Annotated in this window: 13 protein-coding genes; 12 read left to right on the top strand and 1 reads right to left on the bottom strand. The window is 59.3% G+C overall.

The genetic code is table 11. The annotated features are described in order from the left end of the window. Positions 1 to 51: 51 nt before the first annotated feature. From AC1Q6J_RS09140 to AC1Q6J_RS09130, 3 genes are read left to right on the top strand one after another with little or no spacing between them, the layout of a single operon-like run. Entirely contained in the window at positions 52 to 576 is a 525-nt protein-coding gene (locus tag AC1Q6J_RS09140; RefSeq protein WP_492279005.1) for a GNAT family N-acetyltransferase, read from the top strand. After that, entirely contained in the window at positions 573 to 2171 is a 1599-nt protein-coding gene (cimA, locus tag AC1Q6J_RS09135; protein WP_492279004.1) for a citramalate synthase, read from the top strand. Before AC1Q6J_RS09140 ends, cimA begins: the two co-directional genes overlap by 4 nt. 29 nt (positions 2172 to 2200) lie before the next feature. Continuing rightward, positions 2201 to 2593, top strand: a complete 393-nt coding sequence (locus AC1Q6J_RS09130; protein WP_492279003.1) for a VOC family protein — start codon at positions 2201 to 2203, stop codon at positions 2591 to 2593. Positions 2594 to 2599: 6 nt separating this feature from the next. Here AC1Q6J_RS09130 and AC1Q6J_RS09125 read toward each other — a convergent pair whose 3' ends face one another. Beyond that, positions 2600 to 3205 carry an LOG family protein gene (locus AC1Q6J_RS09125; protein WP_492279210.1) on the bottom strand — a complete coding sequence of 202 codons (606 nt, stop codon included), beginning with the start codon at positions 3203 to 3205 and terminating at the stop codon, positions 2600 to 2602. A gap of 220 nt (positions 3206 to 3425) precedes the next feature. Here AC1Q6J_RS09125 and AC1Q6J_RS09120 point away from each other — a divergent pair, with 220 nt between their 5' ends. The 9 genes from AC1Q6J_RS09120 to AC1Q6J_RS09080 all read left to right on the top strand — a co-directional run bounded on the left by AC1Q6J_RS09120 (position 3426) and on the right by AC1Q6J_RS09080 (position 14833). Next, complete coding sequence (locus AC1Q6J_RS09120) at positions 3426 to 5393, top strand: ABCB family ABC transporter ATP-binding protein/permease (RefSeq protein WP_492279002.1); 1968 nt, start codon at positions 3426 to 3428, stop codon at positions 5391 to 5393. Next, positions 5371 to 6126, top strand: a complete 756-nt coding sequence (locus AC1Q6J_RS09115; RefSeq protein ID WP_492279001.1) for a phosphatidylserine decarboxylase — start codon at positions 5371 to 5373, stop codon at positions 6124 to 6126. The genes AC1Q6J_RS09120 and AC1Q6J_RS09115 overlap by 23 nt, the downstream gene beginning before the upstream one ends. Before the next feature lie 231 nt (positions 6127 to 6357). Then, positions 6358 to 7239 carry a CDP-diacylglycerol--serine O-phosphatidyltransferase gene (gene pssA / locus AC1Q6J_RS09110; RefSeq protein WP_492279000.1) on the top strand — a complete coding sequence of 294 codons (882 nt, stop codon included), beginning with the start codon at positions 6358 to 6360 and terminating at the stop codon, positions 7237 to 7239. 228 nt (positions 7240 to 7467) lie between these two features. Beyond that, positions 7468 to 8241 carry a motility protein A gene (locus tag AC1Q6J_RS09105; RefSeq protein ID WP_492278999.1) on the top strand — a complete coding sequence of 258 codons (774 nt, stop codon included), beginning with the start codon at positions 7468 to 7470 and terminating at the stop codon, positions 8239 to 8241. 32 nt (positions 8242 to 8273) lie between these two features. After that, positions 8274 to 9104, top strand: a complete 831-nt coding sequence (locus tag AC1Q6J_RS09100; RefSeq protein ID WP_492278998.1) for an OmpA/MotB family protein — start codon at positions 8274 to 8276, stop codon at positions 9102 to 9104. Positions 9105 to 9258: 154 nt separating this feature from the next. Continuing rightward, positions 9259 to 11160, top strand: a complete 1902-nt coding sequence (locus tag AC1Q6J_RS09095) for a potassium transporter Kup (protein WP_492278997.1) — start codon at positions 9259 to 9261, stop codon at positions 11158 to 11160. A 149-nt stretch (positions 11161 to 11309) separates the two neighbouring features. After that, positions 11310 to 13232 (top strand): potassium transporter Kup, encoded by a 1923-nt coding sequence (locus tag AC1Q6J_RS09090; protein ID WP_492278996.1) that lies wholly within the window; start codon positions 11310 to 11312, stop codon positions 13230 to 13232. 111 nt (positions 13233 to 13343) lie between these two features. Continuing rightward, on the top strand, positions 13344 to 13676 hold the full coding sequence (locus AC1Q6J_RS09085) for a rhodanese-like domain-containing protein (RefSeq protein ID WP_492278995.1): 333 nt from the start codon (positions 13344 to 13346) through the stop codon (positions 13674 to 13676). Continuing rightward, positions 13637 to 14833: an aminotransferase gene (locus AC1Q6J_RS09080; RefSeq protein WP_492278994.1), complete on the top strand. Its 1197-nt coding sequence runs from the start codon at positions 13637 to 13639 to the stop codon at positions 14831 to 14833. The genes AC1Q6J_RS09085 and AC1Q6J_RS09080 overlap by 40 nt, the downstream gene beginning before the upstream one ends. Positions 14834 to 14860: the final 27 nt, after the last annotated feature.

Here is a 14860-nt window from a genome sequence, read left to right as displayed (position 1 = left end):
TCGTGGCAGCCGTCGTGATCGCGCTCAAGCTGTTTGGAGCTTTTTGATCCAATGGGAAAGGCGCTTCCCAAGGTCGGCCTGCGGCCGTTTCTTTCCGAGGACACTCCGGTGCTCGCGGCGATCTTCGTCGCCAGCATCGATGAACTGGCCGAGGAAGATTATTCGGACGCGCAGCGTGAGGCCTGGGCCAGCGCCGCCGAGGACGAAAGCAAATTCGGCAAGCGTATTGCGGGCCAGTTGACGCTGGTGGCAACCATCGAAAGTTCGCCGGTGGGCTTTGCCTCGCTGAAGGGCAAGGACCATCTCGATTTGCTCTACGTGCATCCGGGCTTTGCGCGGCAGGGCGTCGCCACGGCGCTTTGCGATGCGCTGGAGAAACTTGCCGGCGCACGCGGCGCGACTGCGTTGACGGTTGAAGCCAGCGATACCGCGGAGCCTTTTTTTGCCAGCCGCGGCTATACGAGCCAGCAGCGCAGCACGGTAACCGTCGGCGGCGAATGGCTGGCAAATACCACAATGAAGAAATCACTGAGCGGCGACGCGCCGCGAGGCGAGATGCCGGGAAGACCATTATGAGCCGTGAACGCCTCTATCTGTTCGACACAACGCTGCGCGATGGCGCGCAGACCAACGGCGTTGATTTCACGCTGCACGACAAGCAGATCATCGCAAATATGCTCGACGATCTCGGCATCGATTATATCGAGGGCGGTTATCCGGGTGCGAACCCGTCGGATACGGAGTTCTTTTCCGCCAAGCCGAACTTCGATCATGCAAAGTTCACCGCCTTCGGCATGACGCGCCGTCCGGGCCGTTCGGTGTCGAACGACCCCGGCATCGCGGGATTGCTTGAAGCGAAAGCCGACGCGATCTGCTTTGTTGCAAAATCGTCCGAATATCAGGTGCGGGTGGCGCTTGAGACCACCAACGAGGAAAATCTTGCCTCGATCCGCGACAGCGTGAGCGCGGCGAAGGCGGCCGGTCGGGAGGTCATGCTCGACTGCGAACACTTCTTTGACGGCTACAAGGAGAACCCGCAGTTCGCGCTGGCCTGCGCCAAGGCGGCATATGATTCAGGCGCGCGCTGGGTGGTGCTGTGTGACACAAACGGCGGCACGATGCCAAACGAGATTGAGGCCATCGTCGGCGACGTTGTGAAGCACATTCCCGGCGATCATGTCGGCATCCATACCCATAATGACACCGAGCAGGCAGTCGCGAATACGCTCGCCGCGGTGCGCGCGGGCGCGCGGCAGATTCAAGGCACGCTCAACGGGCTGGGGGAGCGCTGCGGCAATGCCAATCTCTGCTCGCTGATCCCGACGTTGAAGCTGAAGAAGGAATTTGCCGACAAGTTCGAAATCGGCGTTTCGCAAGAGAAACTCACGACGCTGGTGCATGCTTCTCGCGCCCTTGACGATATTCTCAACCGCGCGCCGGATCGTCACGCGCCATATGTCGGGGAAAGCGCATTCGTCACCAAGACGGGCATCCACGCGTCGGCGGTTCTCAAAGACCCGCAGACCTACGAGCACATCGCGCCGGAGGCTGTCGGTAACCACCGCAAGGTTCTGGTCTCCGATCAGGCCGGCCGTTCCAACGTCATCGCGGAGCTGGAGAGGGCCGGTATTCCGTTCGATAAAAACGATCCCAAGCTGACTCGTCTGGTTGAGGAGATGAAGGAGAAGGAAGCGGCGGGCTATGCCTATGAGTCCGCGGATGCTTCTTTCGATCTGCTGGCGCGCCGAACGCTCGGCAAGGTGCCGGATTATTTCAAGGTTGTGCAGTTCGATGTGAACGTCGAGCAGCGCTACAATGCGTTGGGTCAGCACGTCACTGTGGCGATGGCGGTGGTGAAGGTCGATGTCGCCGGAGAAATGCTGATCTCGGCGGCGGAAGGTAATGGCCCGGTCAATGCGCTCGACGTCGCGCTGCGCAAGGACCTTGGCAAGTATCAAAAATATATCGAAGGCCTGAAGCTGGTCGATTATCGCGTGCGTATCCTCAATGGCGGCACGGGGGCGATCACCCGCGTGCTGATCGAGAGCGAGGACGAGGCGGGCGAACGCTGGACCACGGTGGGCGTATCGCCCAATATCATCGATGCTTCGTTTCAGGCGCTGATGGATTCGGTGATTTACAAGCTGGTGAAGTCCGGCGCACCTGCGTAAACGCGTTCCGGCGGAAGGAGAAAGCGCCGATGCTCGATCATGTTTCGGTAGGCGTTTCCGATCTTGAACGGGCTGCGCGCTTCTATGGAGCTGCGCTCGGGCCGCTCGGCCTGACAAAACTGGTCGTGCGTTCTGCGACGATCGGGTTCGGAAAAAGCTATCCCGAATTCTGGATCAATCTGCGTCCGAACATGACGCGTGTATCGCCGGACAGTGGTACGCACATTTGTCTCCGCGCAAGGACAACAAACGAGGTTGAGGCGTTTTATGCCGCGGCTCTGGGGGCAGGCGGCACAGACGATGGACCGCCCGGCGTGCGTCCGCATGATCGCGTCAAATACTTCGCCGCGTTTGTTGCCGATCCGGACGGAAACCGTATTGAGGCGGTAACATTCCTGAAAGACGATCAGCCGTCGGCTTGAAGGAGGCTATAGCCGGCTCGCGACCTGGTCGTCCATCAGCTTGGCCGCTTCGGAAACCTGCGCGGCGGCTTTATGAAGCGTGGGGAGAATGTCCTCGACGTGATCGGCGGTCAAAATATCGACCCACAGGTTGGCGCGGATGAATTCCGTCTGCTTCATGTGATCAATCAGTACGAGCAGGGGATTCCAGAACCCCTCGATGTTCGCGAGCAGGATCGGCTTGCTGTGGCGGCCGAGCTGCGACCACGTCATCTGCTCGACCAGTTCTTCCAGTGTACCGACGCCGCCGGGGAGCGCGACGAACGCATCGGAGTGCTCAAACATCAGTTGTTTGCGCTCGTGCATATCTTTGGTGACGATGAGCTCCTGCGCGTCTTTCAGGACATGCTCCCGTTTCGTCAGGAAGGTTGGGATGATGCCGGTGACCTTGCCACCGTGGTCGAGTGCGCCGGCCGCAACAGCGCCCATCAGGCCGATAGAGCCGCCGCCATAGACCAAGCCGACGCGGTTTTCGGCAAGGGTCTTGCCGAAGGCTGTGGCCGCTTTGACGAATTCGGGATTGGTACCGGGGCCGGAACCGCAATAAACGCAGACATTCTTGATAGTATTCATATTATGCGATGTGGCATCGCATTGCGACATCGTCAAGACGCGCATCTTGCGGCGCACAGCCGATTGTTTCTCGAATCGCGATTTTAAAGGAAAAGAACCGCTTGGCGGGGTGCGAAAGGCGCCGGAACGCTCTATATGTTGCGTATGACTCCACCATGTGACATTGCGGCATGCGCCGCTTCCGGCCGCGTCCGGCAGCCCCAGGGCGGCCGACACTAAAATGGCCGACCTCTATCCCGCCGGCCCTGCAGAGGCGCTGAACAACGCCCAGCCACCCGCCGATATGAATGCCGAGAAAGCCACGCTGTTCGGAACGCTGGCGCATCTGTGGCCGTATATCTGGCCGGGCGACCGCGCCGATCTGAAGATGCGCGTCGTCTGGTCGATGGTGTTGTTGCTCATCGCCAAAGCCGCGACGCTGTTTGTCCCCTTCACCTTCAAGTGGGCTGTCGATGCACTGACCGGCGCCGATACTGCACCCGTACAGTCGTCGAACTGGGCGCTATGGCTGATCGCTTCGCCGCTCATCATGACACTTAGCTATGGCGCCATCCGCATTGTCATGATGGTGCTGACGCAGTGGCGTGACGGCCTCTTTGCCAAGGTGGCGATGCATGCGGTACGCAAACTGGCGTTTCTCACCTTCGTGCATATGCACGAACTGTCGCTGCGCTTTCATCTGGAACGCAAGACCGGTGGCTTGACCCGAGTGCTGGAGCGCGGCCGCACCGGCATCGAGACCATGGTGCGCATGGTCATCCTTCAACTTGCGCCGACCATTGTCGAACTGGCTTTGATGATGGGCGTGCTGTTGTGGCAGTTCGACTGGCGCTACGTGCTTGTGACGTTCGTCACCGTCGTCGTGTACATGCTCTACACTTACTACGCGACCGAATGGCGAATCGAGATTCGTCGCCGGATGAACGATTCCGATACCGAAGCCAACACCAAAGCGATCGATTCGCTGCTGAACTACGAGACGGTGAAATACTTCAGCGCCGAGGAGCGTGAAGCGCGGCGCTACGACAAATCCATGGAGCGCTATGAGCGCGCCAGCGTTCACACCTACACGTCGCTTGCGGTGCTGAATACGGGCCAGGCGGTGATCTTCACGTTCGGTCTCACAGCGACCATGCTGATGTGCGCTGTCGGGATTCGCAACGGCACCAATACTGTCGGCGATTTCGTCATGATCAATGCCATGATGATCCAGCTTTATCAGCCGCTGAATTTCATGGGCATGGTGTATCGCGAAATCAAACAAGCGATCATCGACATCGAAAAGATGTTCGGCGTGCTGTCTCGCAATCCGGAAGTGAAGGATGTGCCGGGTGCAACGCCGCTGCAGATTTCAGCTGGTACCGTTCGCTTCGAAGACGTTCGGTTCTCGTATGATCAGGAACGACCGATCCTGAAAGGGCTCTCGTTCGAGGTGCCCGCTGGCAAGACCGTTGCCATTGTTGGTCCGTCGGGTGCGGGAAAATCGACGATCTCCCGGTTATTATTCCGGTTGTACGATGTCAGCGGCGGCAAGATCACAATCGATGGTCAGAACATTCGCGACATCACGCAGTCGTCGCTGCGCGCGTCGATCGGCATGGTGCCGCAGGACACCGTGCTATTCAACGACACTATCCGCTACAACATCCGCTATGGCCGGTGGGATGCGAGCGATGCCGAGGTAGAAGCAGCCGCGATGATGGCGCAGATCGACGGTTTCATCCGCCTGTCGCCGGACGGCTATGAGACCGAGGTCGGCGAGCGTGGGCTGAAACTCTCCGGCGGCGAGAAGCAGCGGGTTGCGATTGCGCGCACGATCCTGAAGGGGCCGCCGATTCTTGTGCTCGACGAGGCGACATCGGCTCTCGACAGCCATACCGAGCGTGAAATCCAGGATCAGCTGGAGAAGGTCGCGCGCGGCCGAACGTCGCTGGTGATCGCGCACCGGTTGTCGACCATCGTCGGCGCGGACGAAATTATCGTGCTGGATCAGGGCCGGATTTCCGAGCGCGGGACCCACGCGCAGCTTCTGGCGGCAAATGGCCTTTACGCCAGCATGTGGAACAGGCAACGTGAGGCCCAGGAAGCGCGGGAAAAGCTGGCCATGATGGCCGACGAGAACATCGCGCCCAATCGCGCGCCGCCACCGGTCGACGATCCGCTGGTTGCGCCGGAAGCCGCAGAATAGTTTTAGGTCTCATTCAACGCAGGTTCTTGAACGCATGTCCGTCGTTAAGTCCATTCGCGACCAGATTCCGCCGATCCATCCGGAAGGCTATCCATTCATCGGGGCTTTTGCCTTCGCCAGCCTGATCCTGTTCTGGATCTGGACGCCGCTGGGCTGGATCGGATCCGCTTTGACGGTCTGGTGTGCGCTGTTCTTTCGCGACCCGGTACGGGTGACGCCGGTGCGCGAAGGCATCGTGGTGTCGCCGGCTGATGGCCGCGTCTCGATGGTGGTGCAAGCCGTGCCGCCAGCTGAACTTGGTCTCGGCGACAAGCCTTTGCCACGCATCTCGATCTTCATGAGCGTGTTCAACTGCCACGTAAATCGCAGCCCGGTGGCCGGACGGATTGATCGCATCGCTTACCGCCCCGGAAAATTCCTCAACGCCGATCTCGACAAGGCGAGCGAGGACAACGAGCGCAACTCGCTGGTGATTTCGACGCCGGCTGGCCGTATCGGGGTCATCCAGATTGCCGGGCTGGTGGCCCGGCGCATCGTGTCGTTCGTGAAGGAAGGCCAGGTACTCGGGGCGGGCGAGCGCTTCGGGCTCATCCGGTTCGGTTCGCGGCTCGACGTGTTCCTGCCCGAAGGCGCCAAGGCGCTGGTATCGGAAGGCCAGACGGCCATTGCGGGTGAAACCGTGCTGGCCGATTTCAAGCTCGGCGACGGCGGACGCAGCTACCGGGTGGATTAACCAAGCCCGCGATCACCAGTGGGGTGGTTCGCAAGTCCGCAATATCTTCTCAACACGTCCTTTTGCGGATTTGCGGACCAAAACCACACTAGAATCATGATTCCAGTGTCCTTTTGAATCCGAAGTTCGCTCCGGAGCGTGCCGCAAAATGAGGTGAACTTCGGATTCAGGACACTAGCAGGCTTTTCGCCACAATGGCGAAGCTGGTAGGGGATTGCTATATAAGGGCTTATGGACATGCCTCCTGACCCTAGAACGCCTGATCTGCGCCGCCGCCGGTTTCGCCAGATTCCGATCCGGATGCTTGTGCCCAACGTCATTACGTTGCTGGCGATCTGTGCGGGGCTGACCGCGATCCGGCTGTCGATCGAAGGCCGCAACGAACTGGCGCTCGCAGCGATCGTGTTCGCAGCGGTACTCGACGGCATCGATGGCCGCGTGGCGCGCATGATCAAGGGCCAGTCCCGTTTCGGTGCGGAACTGGACAGCCTCGCGGACTTCGTCAATTTCGGCGTTGCGCCGGCGCTCATCCTGTATTTCTGGCAGTTGCATGATTTGAAGAACGTCGGCTGGATCGCGGCGATGATCTTTGCGATCAGCGGAGGCCTGCGGCTGGCCCGTTTCAATGCCACCATGGACGATCCGAACAAGCCGGCCTTTGCCGGAAACTACTTCACTGGCGTTCCGGCGCCGCTGGGCGCGCTTTGCGTCTTGTTACCGATGTACCTCGTGTTCATCGGCGCGCCGCAACTACCGGCTCCGATCACGGCGCTGTTCACGCTGTCAATCGCATTCCTGATGGTGTCGCGGCTGCCGGTATTCTCGGGCAAGATGATCGGCGGCAGGATCGCTCCAGACATGGTTCTGCCGGTTGTCGTGCTCGTGGTGTTGTTCATCGCCGTTCTGATCAGCTATCCGTGGCATCTCCTGACAGGCGGCTCGCTGATTTATCTGTTCAGTCTTCCGCTTGGGTGGGCATCCTACCGCGCCCACGAGCGCCGCGCGCGCGCGGCCGCAACAGTGAGCGAGCCGAGCTATTCAAGCCCTGCAACAGCGGATTTCAATGCCGTCATCGATCCTGTTAAGGATGACCGGCCGCCACGGCTGAACTGACCGCCAACCGCCTTGGCGCGCCCTTATGGTTAATTATCTCCTGCGATTTTTAGCCATGGCTTCCGTACCGATGCCCGCTGTTTGAGACGGTTTCTGCCGCATTCACTGCAATCTTGCCGCGCTCCGGCATCAATTCGATAACCTTTACCCGACCTTAATTGCCCCGACGCTAGTGTCCCAATGCGCGCTCAGAACGGGCCGCGCTGTATTGTTGCGTCGGAGTTTGAAATGGATATCGCCACCGGGGCCGGGTTGCTCGCTGGTATTGCCGTTCTCGTCACCTTGATCTTGATGGGCGGCGATTTCCGAATTTTCTACGACATTCACGCCATCATCATCATCGGAGGCGGTTCGTTTGCCGCCACGCTGATCCGTTTCCCCTTCGTCGCGATAGTCCACGGCATGCCGATGGGCCTGAAATATGCGTTCACGATGCGGCAAACGACGTCGCGCGAACTGGTCGACGAACTTGCGCAGATCGCAGAGGTGGCTCGCAAGCAGGGACCCGTGGGACTTGAGAAAGTCGAAACCGATGACCCGTTTCTTGCCAAAGGCATCCGGTATGTCGCCGACGGCTATGATATGGATTTCATCCGCGACAACCTCGAGCGCGACCGCGACAACTTTCTGATGCATCTCGATGAGGGGCAGAAGATCTATCGTGCCATCGGTGATTGCGCCCCGGCCTTCGGCATGATCGGCACCCTGATCGGCATGGTACAGATGTTTTCCAATATGTCCGATCCGTCGAAGCTGGGTCCCTTCATGGCGGTGGCGCTGCTGGCGACGTTGTACGGTGCGCTGGTGGCAAACCTGTTTTGTCTCCCGATCGCCGACAAGCTGCACGTCAAACTGACCGACGAGGATACCAATCGCACCCTGATCATCGATGGCATCCTGATGATCCGCGATGCCAAGTCACCGACACTGGTCCGCGAAATGCTGCTGGCTTACCTGCCCGAAAAGCATCGCCATGAAGAGGGCGAGCCGGTTCCGGCTTGACCTTTCGCGCTTGATGTAAGGCAGCTCAGTCCATGGCCAAGAAAAAGAAGGGTGCAGCACACGCAGGAGGGCACGGCTGGTTCGTGACCTTCGCCGATCTCATGGCGCTGCTCATGAGTTTCTTCGTGATGCTCGTGGCTTTCTCCACACAGGATCAGCAGAAGCTGAAAATCGTCGCCGGTTCGATGCGGGATGCGTTCGGCGTTCAGAACGCATCGCGTTTCTCGGGTCTCATCGAGTCCGATGGCTTGCCGACGCGCCCCAAGATGCGGAACGTTGCACATATCCCGCCGGAAGAGGCGTCCAACAATCCAACGCCAGATCAGGAAGACAAGAACAAGACAGCCGGCGCGCGCATGAAGACCGACCGCGAATTTGCGCTCGCCTCCGCGTCACTTCGCCAGGCGCTACAGGACCTGCCGGAGATTTCCGAACTATCCAAGCATATCATGTTCGAGGAAACCAAGCAGGGGCTCAACCTCGAGATCGTCGATCAGGATGGCCGATCAATGTTCGCTGACGGTTCCAAGCAACCGCTGGAGCGGACGCGGCGTCTGCTTCAAAAGCTGGCCGCGCCGCTCAAGGCGACGCCGCTGCGCGTCGCCATTGTCGGTCACACCTCGGCAGGCTTCCTGCCGTCGCGTTCTGGCTATGACGGCTTTGACCTGTCTGCGGATCGTGCGAACGTCGTGCGCCAGATCCTCGAGCAGGAGGGCTTGCCGGCCTCCCACGTGTTCTCCGTTTCGGGCAAGGCCGACACCCAGCCGCTGTTTCCGGACGATCCCTCGCTGGCCGCAAACCGGCGTGTGACGATTACGTTGATGCGAGAAGATCCACCACTCCCGCCTAATCTGAAGCCCTGACTTGGGTGTATTATTATACCTCTAGCTCCTGTTTCCAGGTTCCCTGTCGATGCGTCGCAGTAGACATCGGATGGCAGTGCTATAAGAAGCGCCACTCAAAAGTGATCACCGGCTTGCCGGGATCAAAAGACACCGTCAGGGCGTTTCTTCGATCATGGCTGCCAGCGATACATCCGCCGATACGCCCCAAGAGGTACCGGTAAGAACCGGGTTTTGGGCCCTCACTCTCGGCAGCATCGGGGTGGTGTTCGGCGATATCGGTACATCGCCTTTGTATGCCTTCCGCGAGGCCGTCCACAACGCGACCAACGGCGGTCCCGTCTCGCGTGAGATCGTTCTCGGCGTCCTGTCGCTGATTCTCTGGTCGCTCATCGTTGTCGTCACCGTCAAATATGTGCTGCTGCTGCTGCGCGCCGACAACAATGGCGAAGGCGGAACACTGTCGCTGATGGCGCTCGGCCAGCGAGCGCTGGGGCGGCGCAGTTGGCTCCTCCTCGCGCTCGGCGTGATCGGGGGATCGATGTTCCTCGGCGATGCGATGATCACGCCGGCTATTTCCGTCCTTTCCGCAGTCGAAGGTTTGAAGATCGCCGCACCGGCGCTTGAGCACTATGTCGTTCCGCTGGCGATCTTAATTCTCGTTTGTTTGTTCGCTGTACAAAGTCGCGGAACCGCGCTGGTTGCCAGCGCTTTCGGCCCCGTCATGATTCTCTGGTTTCTGACGCTTGGTGTGATGGGATTGATGCATATCAGCGACGATCCGGGCATCGTCCATGCCATCAATCCGATTTTTGCCGTGCAGTTCTTGCTGACACACGGTGTGATCGGTCTGGTGATTCTCGGCGCGGTGTTTCTCGCCGTTACGGGCGGTGAGGCGCTGTATGCCGACCTGGGTCACTTCGGCCGCAAACCGATCCAGACGGCGTGGTTCTATTTCGTGTTGCCGTGCCTGTTGCTGAATTACTTCGGGCAGGGCGCTTTGGTTCTGTCGCATCCCGCTGCAATCGAAAACCCGTTCTATCGCATGGTGCCGGAAAAATTCCTGGTGCCACTGATCTGCCTTGCGACGGCGGCGACCGTCATCGCCAGTCAGGCAGTAATTACCGGTGCATTCTCGCTGGTACGTCAGGCCATTCAGCTCGGTCTGCTTCCACGGTTTGAGGTTCGCTATACCTCTGAAGCACACGCCGGGCAGATCTATCTGCCGCGGGTCAATGTGATGCTGTTGATCGGTGTGTTGCTCCTTGTCGGACTGTTCCGCACCTCAAGCGGTCTGGCATCGGCGTACGGCATCGCAGTGTCCACCACGATGGTTTGCGACGGCCTCATGTGTTTCGTCGTGATCTGGAAGCTTTGGAATTGGCGCGCCGCGACTGCGGCCGCGCTGATCGTCCCTCTGGTGGTCGTCGATCTGACGTTCCTGACTGCGAACCTTCTGAAGCTGCTTCAGGGCGCGTGGGTGCCGGTGCTGTTCGGAATTCTGATGGCGGGTCTGATCTGGACATGGCGCCGTGGCACCGTGATCCTCATCAACAAGACCCGTCGCACGGAAGTGCCGCTGGCCGATCTCATCAAGAGTCTCGAAAAGCGGCCGCCCCACATCGTGAAGGGCACCGCCGTTTTTCTCACCAGCGATCCTGCATACGTTCCGACTGCGTTGCTGCACAACCTCAAGCACAACAAAGTTCTCCACGAACACAATGTCATACTGACCATCCACACCGCCGAGATGCCGCGCGTCGACGTGGCTGATCGCGTGCGAATGGAAAACATCAGCGAAAAGTTCTCGACGGTCCGGCTCACCTTCGGCTTCATGGAATCGCCGAACGTGCCAAAGGCCCTTGCGATTGCCCGCAAGCTCGGCTGGCAGTTCGATATCATGTCGACGTCGTTTTTCGTTTCCCGGCGTTCGCTGAAACCCTCCGCGCAATCCGGCATGCCGCTTTGGCAGGACCACCTGTTCATCGCCATGAGCCGATCCGCAAACGACGCCACCGACTATTTCCAGATCCCGACCGGACGCGTGGTGGAGGTTGGTACTCAGGTAACCATCTGATCGATTTGGCAGATTCGGGGCTATTTGCTACTAATCCATGTGATTATCGCATGTCAGAGGCGCGAAAACAGGCTAACGTATGCGTTCGGCGCGGGCGTATAGGCCTGCTGCGTTGCATTGTGCAGTGAACAATTGAGGCGCTTTCTTCGATGGCCGATACGATAACAACCGCGGTGGAAACACCGGCGGCAAATGGGCATGGTGAGACGCATTCCACCGCGTCCTTCAAGGGGTTGATGCTTGGAAGTATCGGCGTTGTCTACGGCGATATCGGCACTAGCCCGCTGTACGCGTTTCGCGAAGCCGTGACCGCTGCTGGTGCAACGACGACAAGCGCGAATCCCGAGGCGGTCCTGGGCGTCCTGTCCTTGATCCTCTGGGCGCTGATCGTTGTGGTCACACTCAAATATGTTCTCATTTTGCTGCGCGCCGACAACAACGGCGAGGGCGGTACACTCGCGCTAATGGCGCTCGCTCAGCGAGCATTGAAAACGAGTGGCGGCATTGTCGTGCTGCTTGGAATTATCAGCGGGGCTTTGTTTTACGGCGACGCGGTCATCACCCCGGCGCTGTCGGTGCTTTCGGCGATCGAAGGCATCAAGCTCGTGACGGTGGCGTTCGATCAATACGTCGTGCCGCTAACAGTACTTATTCTGATCGCGCTATTCGCAGTCCAGTCGCGTGGGACTGCACGCGTTGCGTCGTTCTTTGGCCCGATCATGTGCGCCTGGTTTGTTATTCTTGCGGTTGCTGCCATCCCGCAAATCGCACGGCATCCGCAGGTGCTGCAGGCTCTCAACCCGGCATATGCCCTGTCTTTCCTGATACATCATGGCCTCATTGGCCTCGTGACGTTAGGTGCCGTTTTCCTCGCGGTAACCGGCGCTGAAGCGCTCTATGCTGACCTTGGCCATTTCGGAAAGCGGCCGATCCGGGCCGCTTGGCTCGCGATCGTGCTGCCTTCGCTGGCCCTCAACTATCTCGGGCAGGGGGCGCTCGTGATCGTCGATCCGAAAGCCATTGAAAATCCATTCTTCTTGATGTTTCCGGGCTGGGCGCTGGTTCCGATGGTGTTATTGGCGACTGTCGCCACTGTCATAGCCAGTCAGGCCGTCATTACTGGGGCCTACTCTTTGACACGCCAGGCCATTCAGCTCGGCTTGATGCCGCGTTTCGAGATAACCCACACGTCCGAGGCGCATTCCGGTCAGATCTATATCCCACGCGTTAATGCGCTGCTGCTCATCAGCGTCCTGTTGCTGGTTATGTTGTTTCGCTCATCCAGTTCGCTGGCCTCGGCCTACGGCATCTCTGTGACCGGCACGATGGTGGTCACGGCGATGATGGGTTTCGTCGTTATCTGGAAGGTATGGAAGTGGTCGCCGCTCGCTGCGGCTGCTTTGATCTTGCCGTTTCTCGCAATCGATCTGACGTTCCTGGTGGCAAACCTGCTCAAGGTTTTTGAAGGCGGCTGGGTGCCGCTGGCGCTTGGCGGCATCGTGATGCTGTTGATGTACACGTGGCGGCGCGGCAGCAGACTGCTCTATGAGAAGTCGCACAGGCAGGAAATTCCTCTCACCGATCTGATCGCTATGCTGGAGAAGAAGCCGCCACAGCGGGTGCCCGGCACAGCTGTGTTTCTGACCAGCAATCCGGATTTTGCTCCAACGGCACTGATGCACAGCTTGAAGCACTACAAGGTGCTGCATCAGAAGAATGTCATTCTCACCATCGAGATCGCGCCGACACCGCGGGTGGATATCGGAGAGCGTGTGCGGCTTGAAGATGTCAGCGAGATGTTCTCCAAGGTCACGCTCAAGTTCGGATTCATGGAATCGCCGAATGTTCCGAAAGCGCTTGCCATTGCCCGCAAGCTTGGCTGGCAGTTCGACATCATGTCGACATCGTTCTTTCTGTCCCGCCGTGCCTTGAAACCAGCCGCACGGTCAGGAATGCCACGCTGGCAGGATCATCTTTTCATCGGCATGAGCCGTTCGGCGAACGACGCCACGGACTACTTCCAGATCCCGACTGGCCGCGTGGTGGAAGTCGGCACGCAGGTTACGATTTAGGGGCGCCCGGCAGCCGGCTACGCTTGATTTTCCTGCCACAAAAAGAGAGGTTGTGCGCCGTTCGCACTTAATCTTGGGGGCGTGATTTATTCACCCTTCGCGGAGGTCTATGTGTCACAGGCTGGAAAAGTTCACGATTTGACGGCGGAAGAGGTGGCCGCTGGAATTGCACAGGGGCACTATCTCCTGATCGATGTGCGGGAGCCGAATGAGGTCGCGGCCGAAGCCTATCCGAACGCGGTAGTCTTGCCGCTCTCGACGTTCGATCCGGCGGAAATTCCCGACCCTCAGGGCAAGACGGTGGTTTTTGCCTGCCGCTCCGGCAAGCGTTCGGTAACTGCATCGCTGGCCGCGCAAGCCGCCGGCAAGCCGTATGACTCGCATCTTGCCGGTGGCATGCTGGGATGGAAGGCGGCCGGGCTGCCGTCCAAAACAGGCGGCTGATCCTCGTGAACAGGATTTTCGCGGACCTGCCAAACACCATTTTTGATGTCATGTCGCAGGCAGCGCGCGACCTCAACGCGATCAATCTGGGGCAAGGGTTTCCAGAGGATTCCGGTCCGCTCGATGTCAGGGAAAGAGCCGCTGACGCCGTCCTGAATGGCTACAACCAGTATCCCTCAATGATGGGGATACCGGAGCTGCGTCAGGCCATCGCCACCCATTACGCCCACTGGCATGGCTTGCAGCTCGATCCCATGAGCGAGGTGATGGTGACCTCGGGGGCGACGGAGGCGCTGACGGGATCGATCCTCGGGCTGGTTCAGCCGGGCGACGAGGTCCTTGTCTTCCAGCCGATGTACGATTCCTATGTTCCAATCATCCGGCTGGCCGGCGGCATTCCCAAATTCTTGCGTCTGGAGCCACCACACTGGCGGCTGCCGGAAGAGGCGATCCGCGCTGCGATTACGCCGAAGACGCGTTATGTCATTCTCAACAATCCGCTCAATCCGGCCGCCGTGGTCTATCCGCGAGAGGACCTCGAGATGCTCGGGCGAATTTGCCAAGAGCACAACCTGATCGCTATTTGCGATGAGGTCTGGGAGCATGTGGTGTTCGACGGCCGCGAGCACATTCCGCTGATCACAATTCCAGGCATGCGCGATCGCACGGTGAAGATCGGATCGGCCGGGAAGATTTTTGGCCTGACCGGCTGGAAGATCGGTTTCGTCTGCGCCCCGCCGCAGATCCTGCGCGTGCTCGCCAAGGCGCATCAGTTCATCACCTTCACGACTGCACCCAGCCTTCAGGTTGCAGTCGCTTACGGCCTTGGTAAACCGGACGACTATTTCCTGCAAATGCGGACCGATCTGGCGCGCAGCCGCGATCGTTTGAGCAAGGGCCTGTCCAGCCTTGGTTTCCCGGTGCTGCAATCGCAGGGGACTTATTTTCTCAATGTCGATCTCGCGCCGCTTGGATTGAATGAAAGCGACGTGGCTTTCTGCAAGCGCATCGTGCATGAACACAAGGTCGCCGCCATTCCCGTGTCGGCCTTCTACGAGGAGAATCATGTCACGTCCGTCGTGAGATTCTGTTTCTCGAAGAAAGATGCAACGCTCGACACCGCACTTGAGCGGCTGACGCACGTTCTTCACGGTTGAGGAGGATACGGTGGCCGCTGGCGGGAA

Source organism: Afipia sp. MLSD5-FHT05B12 (assembly GCF_058793355.1).
The sequence above is the reverse complement of the archived record's forward strand: the minus strand, read 5'-3'. Positions and strand labels throughout refer to the sequence as shown.

Excerpts from the sequence above, each read along its gene's own strand:
- AC1Q6J_RS09130 (WP_492279003.1), top strand. The coding sequence starts at position 2,201 with ATGCTCGATCATGTTTCGGTAGGCGTTTCCGATCTTGAACGGGCTGCG.
- AC1Q6J_RS09100 (WP_492278998.1), top strand. The coding sequence starts at position 8,274 with ATGGCCAAGAAAAAGAAGGGTGCAGCACACGCAGGAGGGCACGGCTGG.
- AC1Q6J_RS09120 (WP_492279002.1), top strand. The coding sequence starts at position 3,426 with ATGGCCGACCTCTATCCCGCCGGCCCTGCAGAGGCGCTGAACAACGCC.
- AC1Q6J_RS09105 (WP_492278999.1), top strand. The coding sequence starts at position 7,468 with ATGGATATCGCCACCGGGGCCGGGTTGCTCGCTGGTATTGCCGTTCTC.
- AC1Q6J_RS09080 (WP_492278994.1), top strand. The coding sequence starts at position 13,637 with ATGGAAGGCGGCCGGGCTGCCGTCCAAAACAGGCGGCTGATCCTCGTG.
- cimA (WP_492279004.1), top strand. The coding sequence starts at position 573 with ATGAGCCGTGAACGCCTCTATCTGTTCGACACAACGCTGCGCGATGGC.
- AC1Q6J_RS09095 (WP_492278997.1), top strand. The coding sequence starts at position 9,259 with ATGGCTGCCAGCGATACATCCGCCGATACGCCCCAAGAGGTACCGGTA.
- AC1Q6J_RS09090 (WP_492278996.1), top strand. The coding sequence starts at position 11,310 with ATGGCCGATACGATAACAACCGCGGTGGAAACACCGGCGGCAAATGGG.
- AC1Q6J_RS09140 (WP_492279005.1), top strand. The coding sequence starts at position 52 with ATGGGAAAGGCGCTTCCCAAGGTCGGCCTGCGGCCGTTTCTTTCCGAG.
- pssA (WP_492279000.1), top strand. The coding sequence starts at position 6,358 with ATGGACATGCCTCCTGACCCTAGAACGCCTGATCTGCGCCGCCGCCGG.
- AC1Q6J_RS09125 (WP_492279210.1), bottom strand. The coding sequence starts at position 3,205 with ATGAATACTATCAAGAATGTCTGCGTTTATTGCGGTTCCGGCCCCGGT.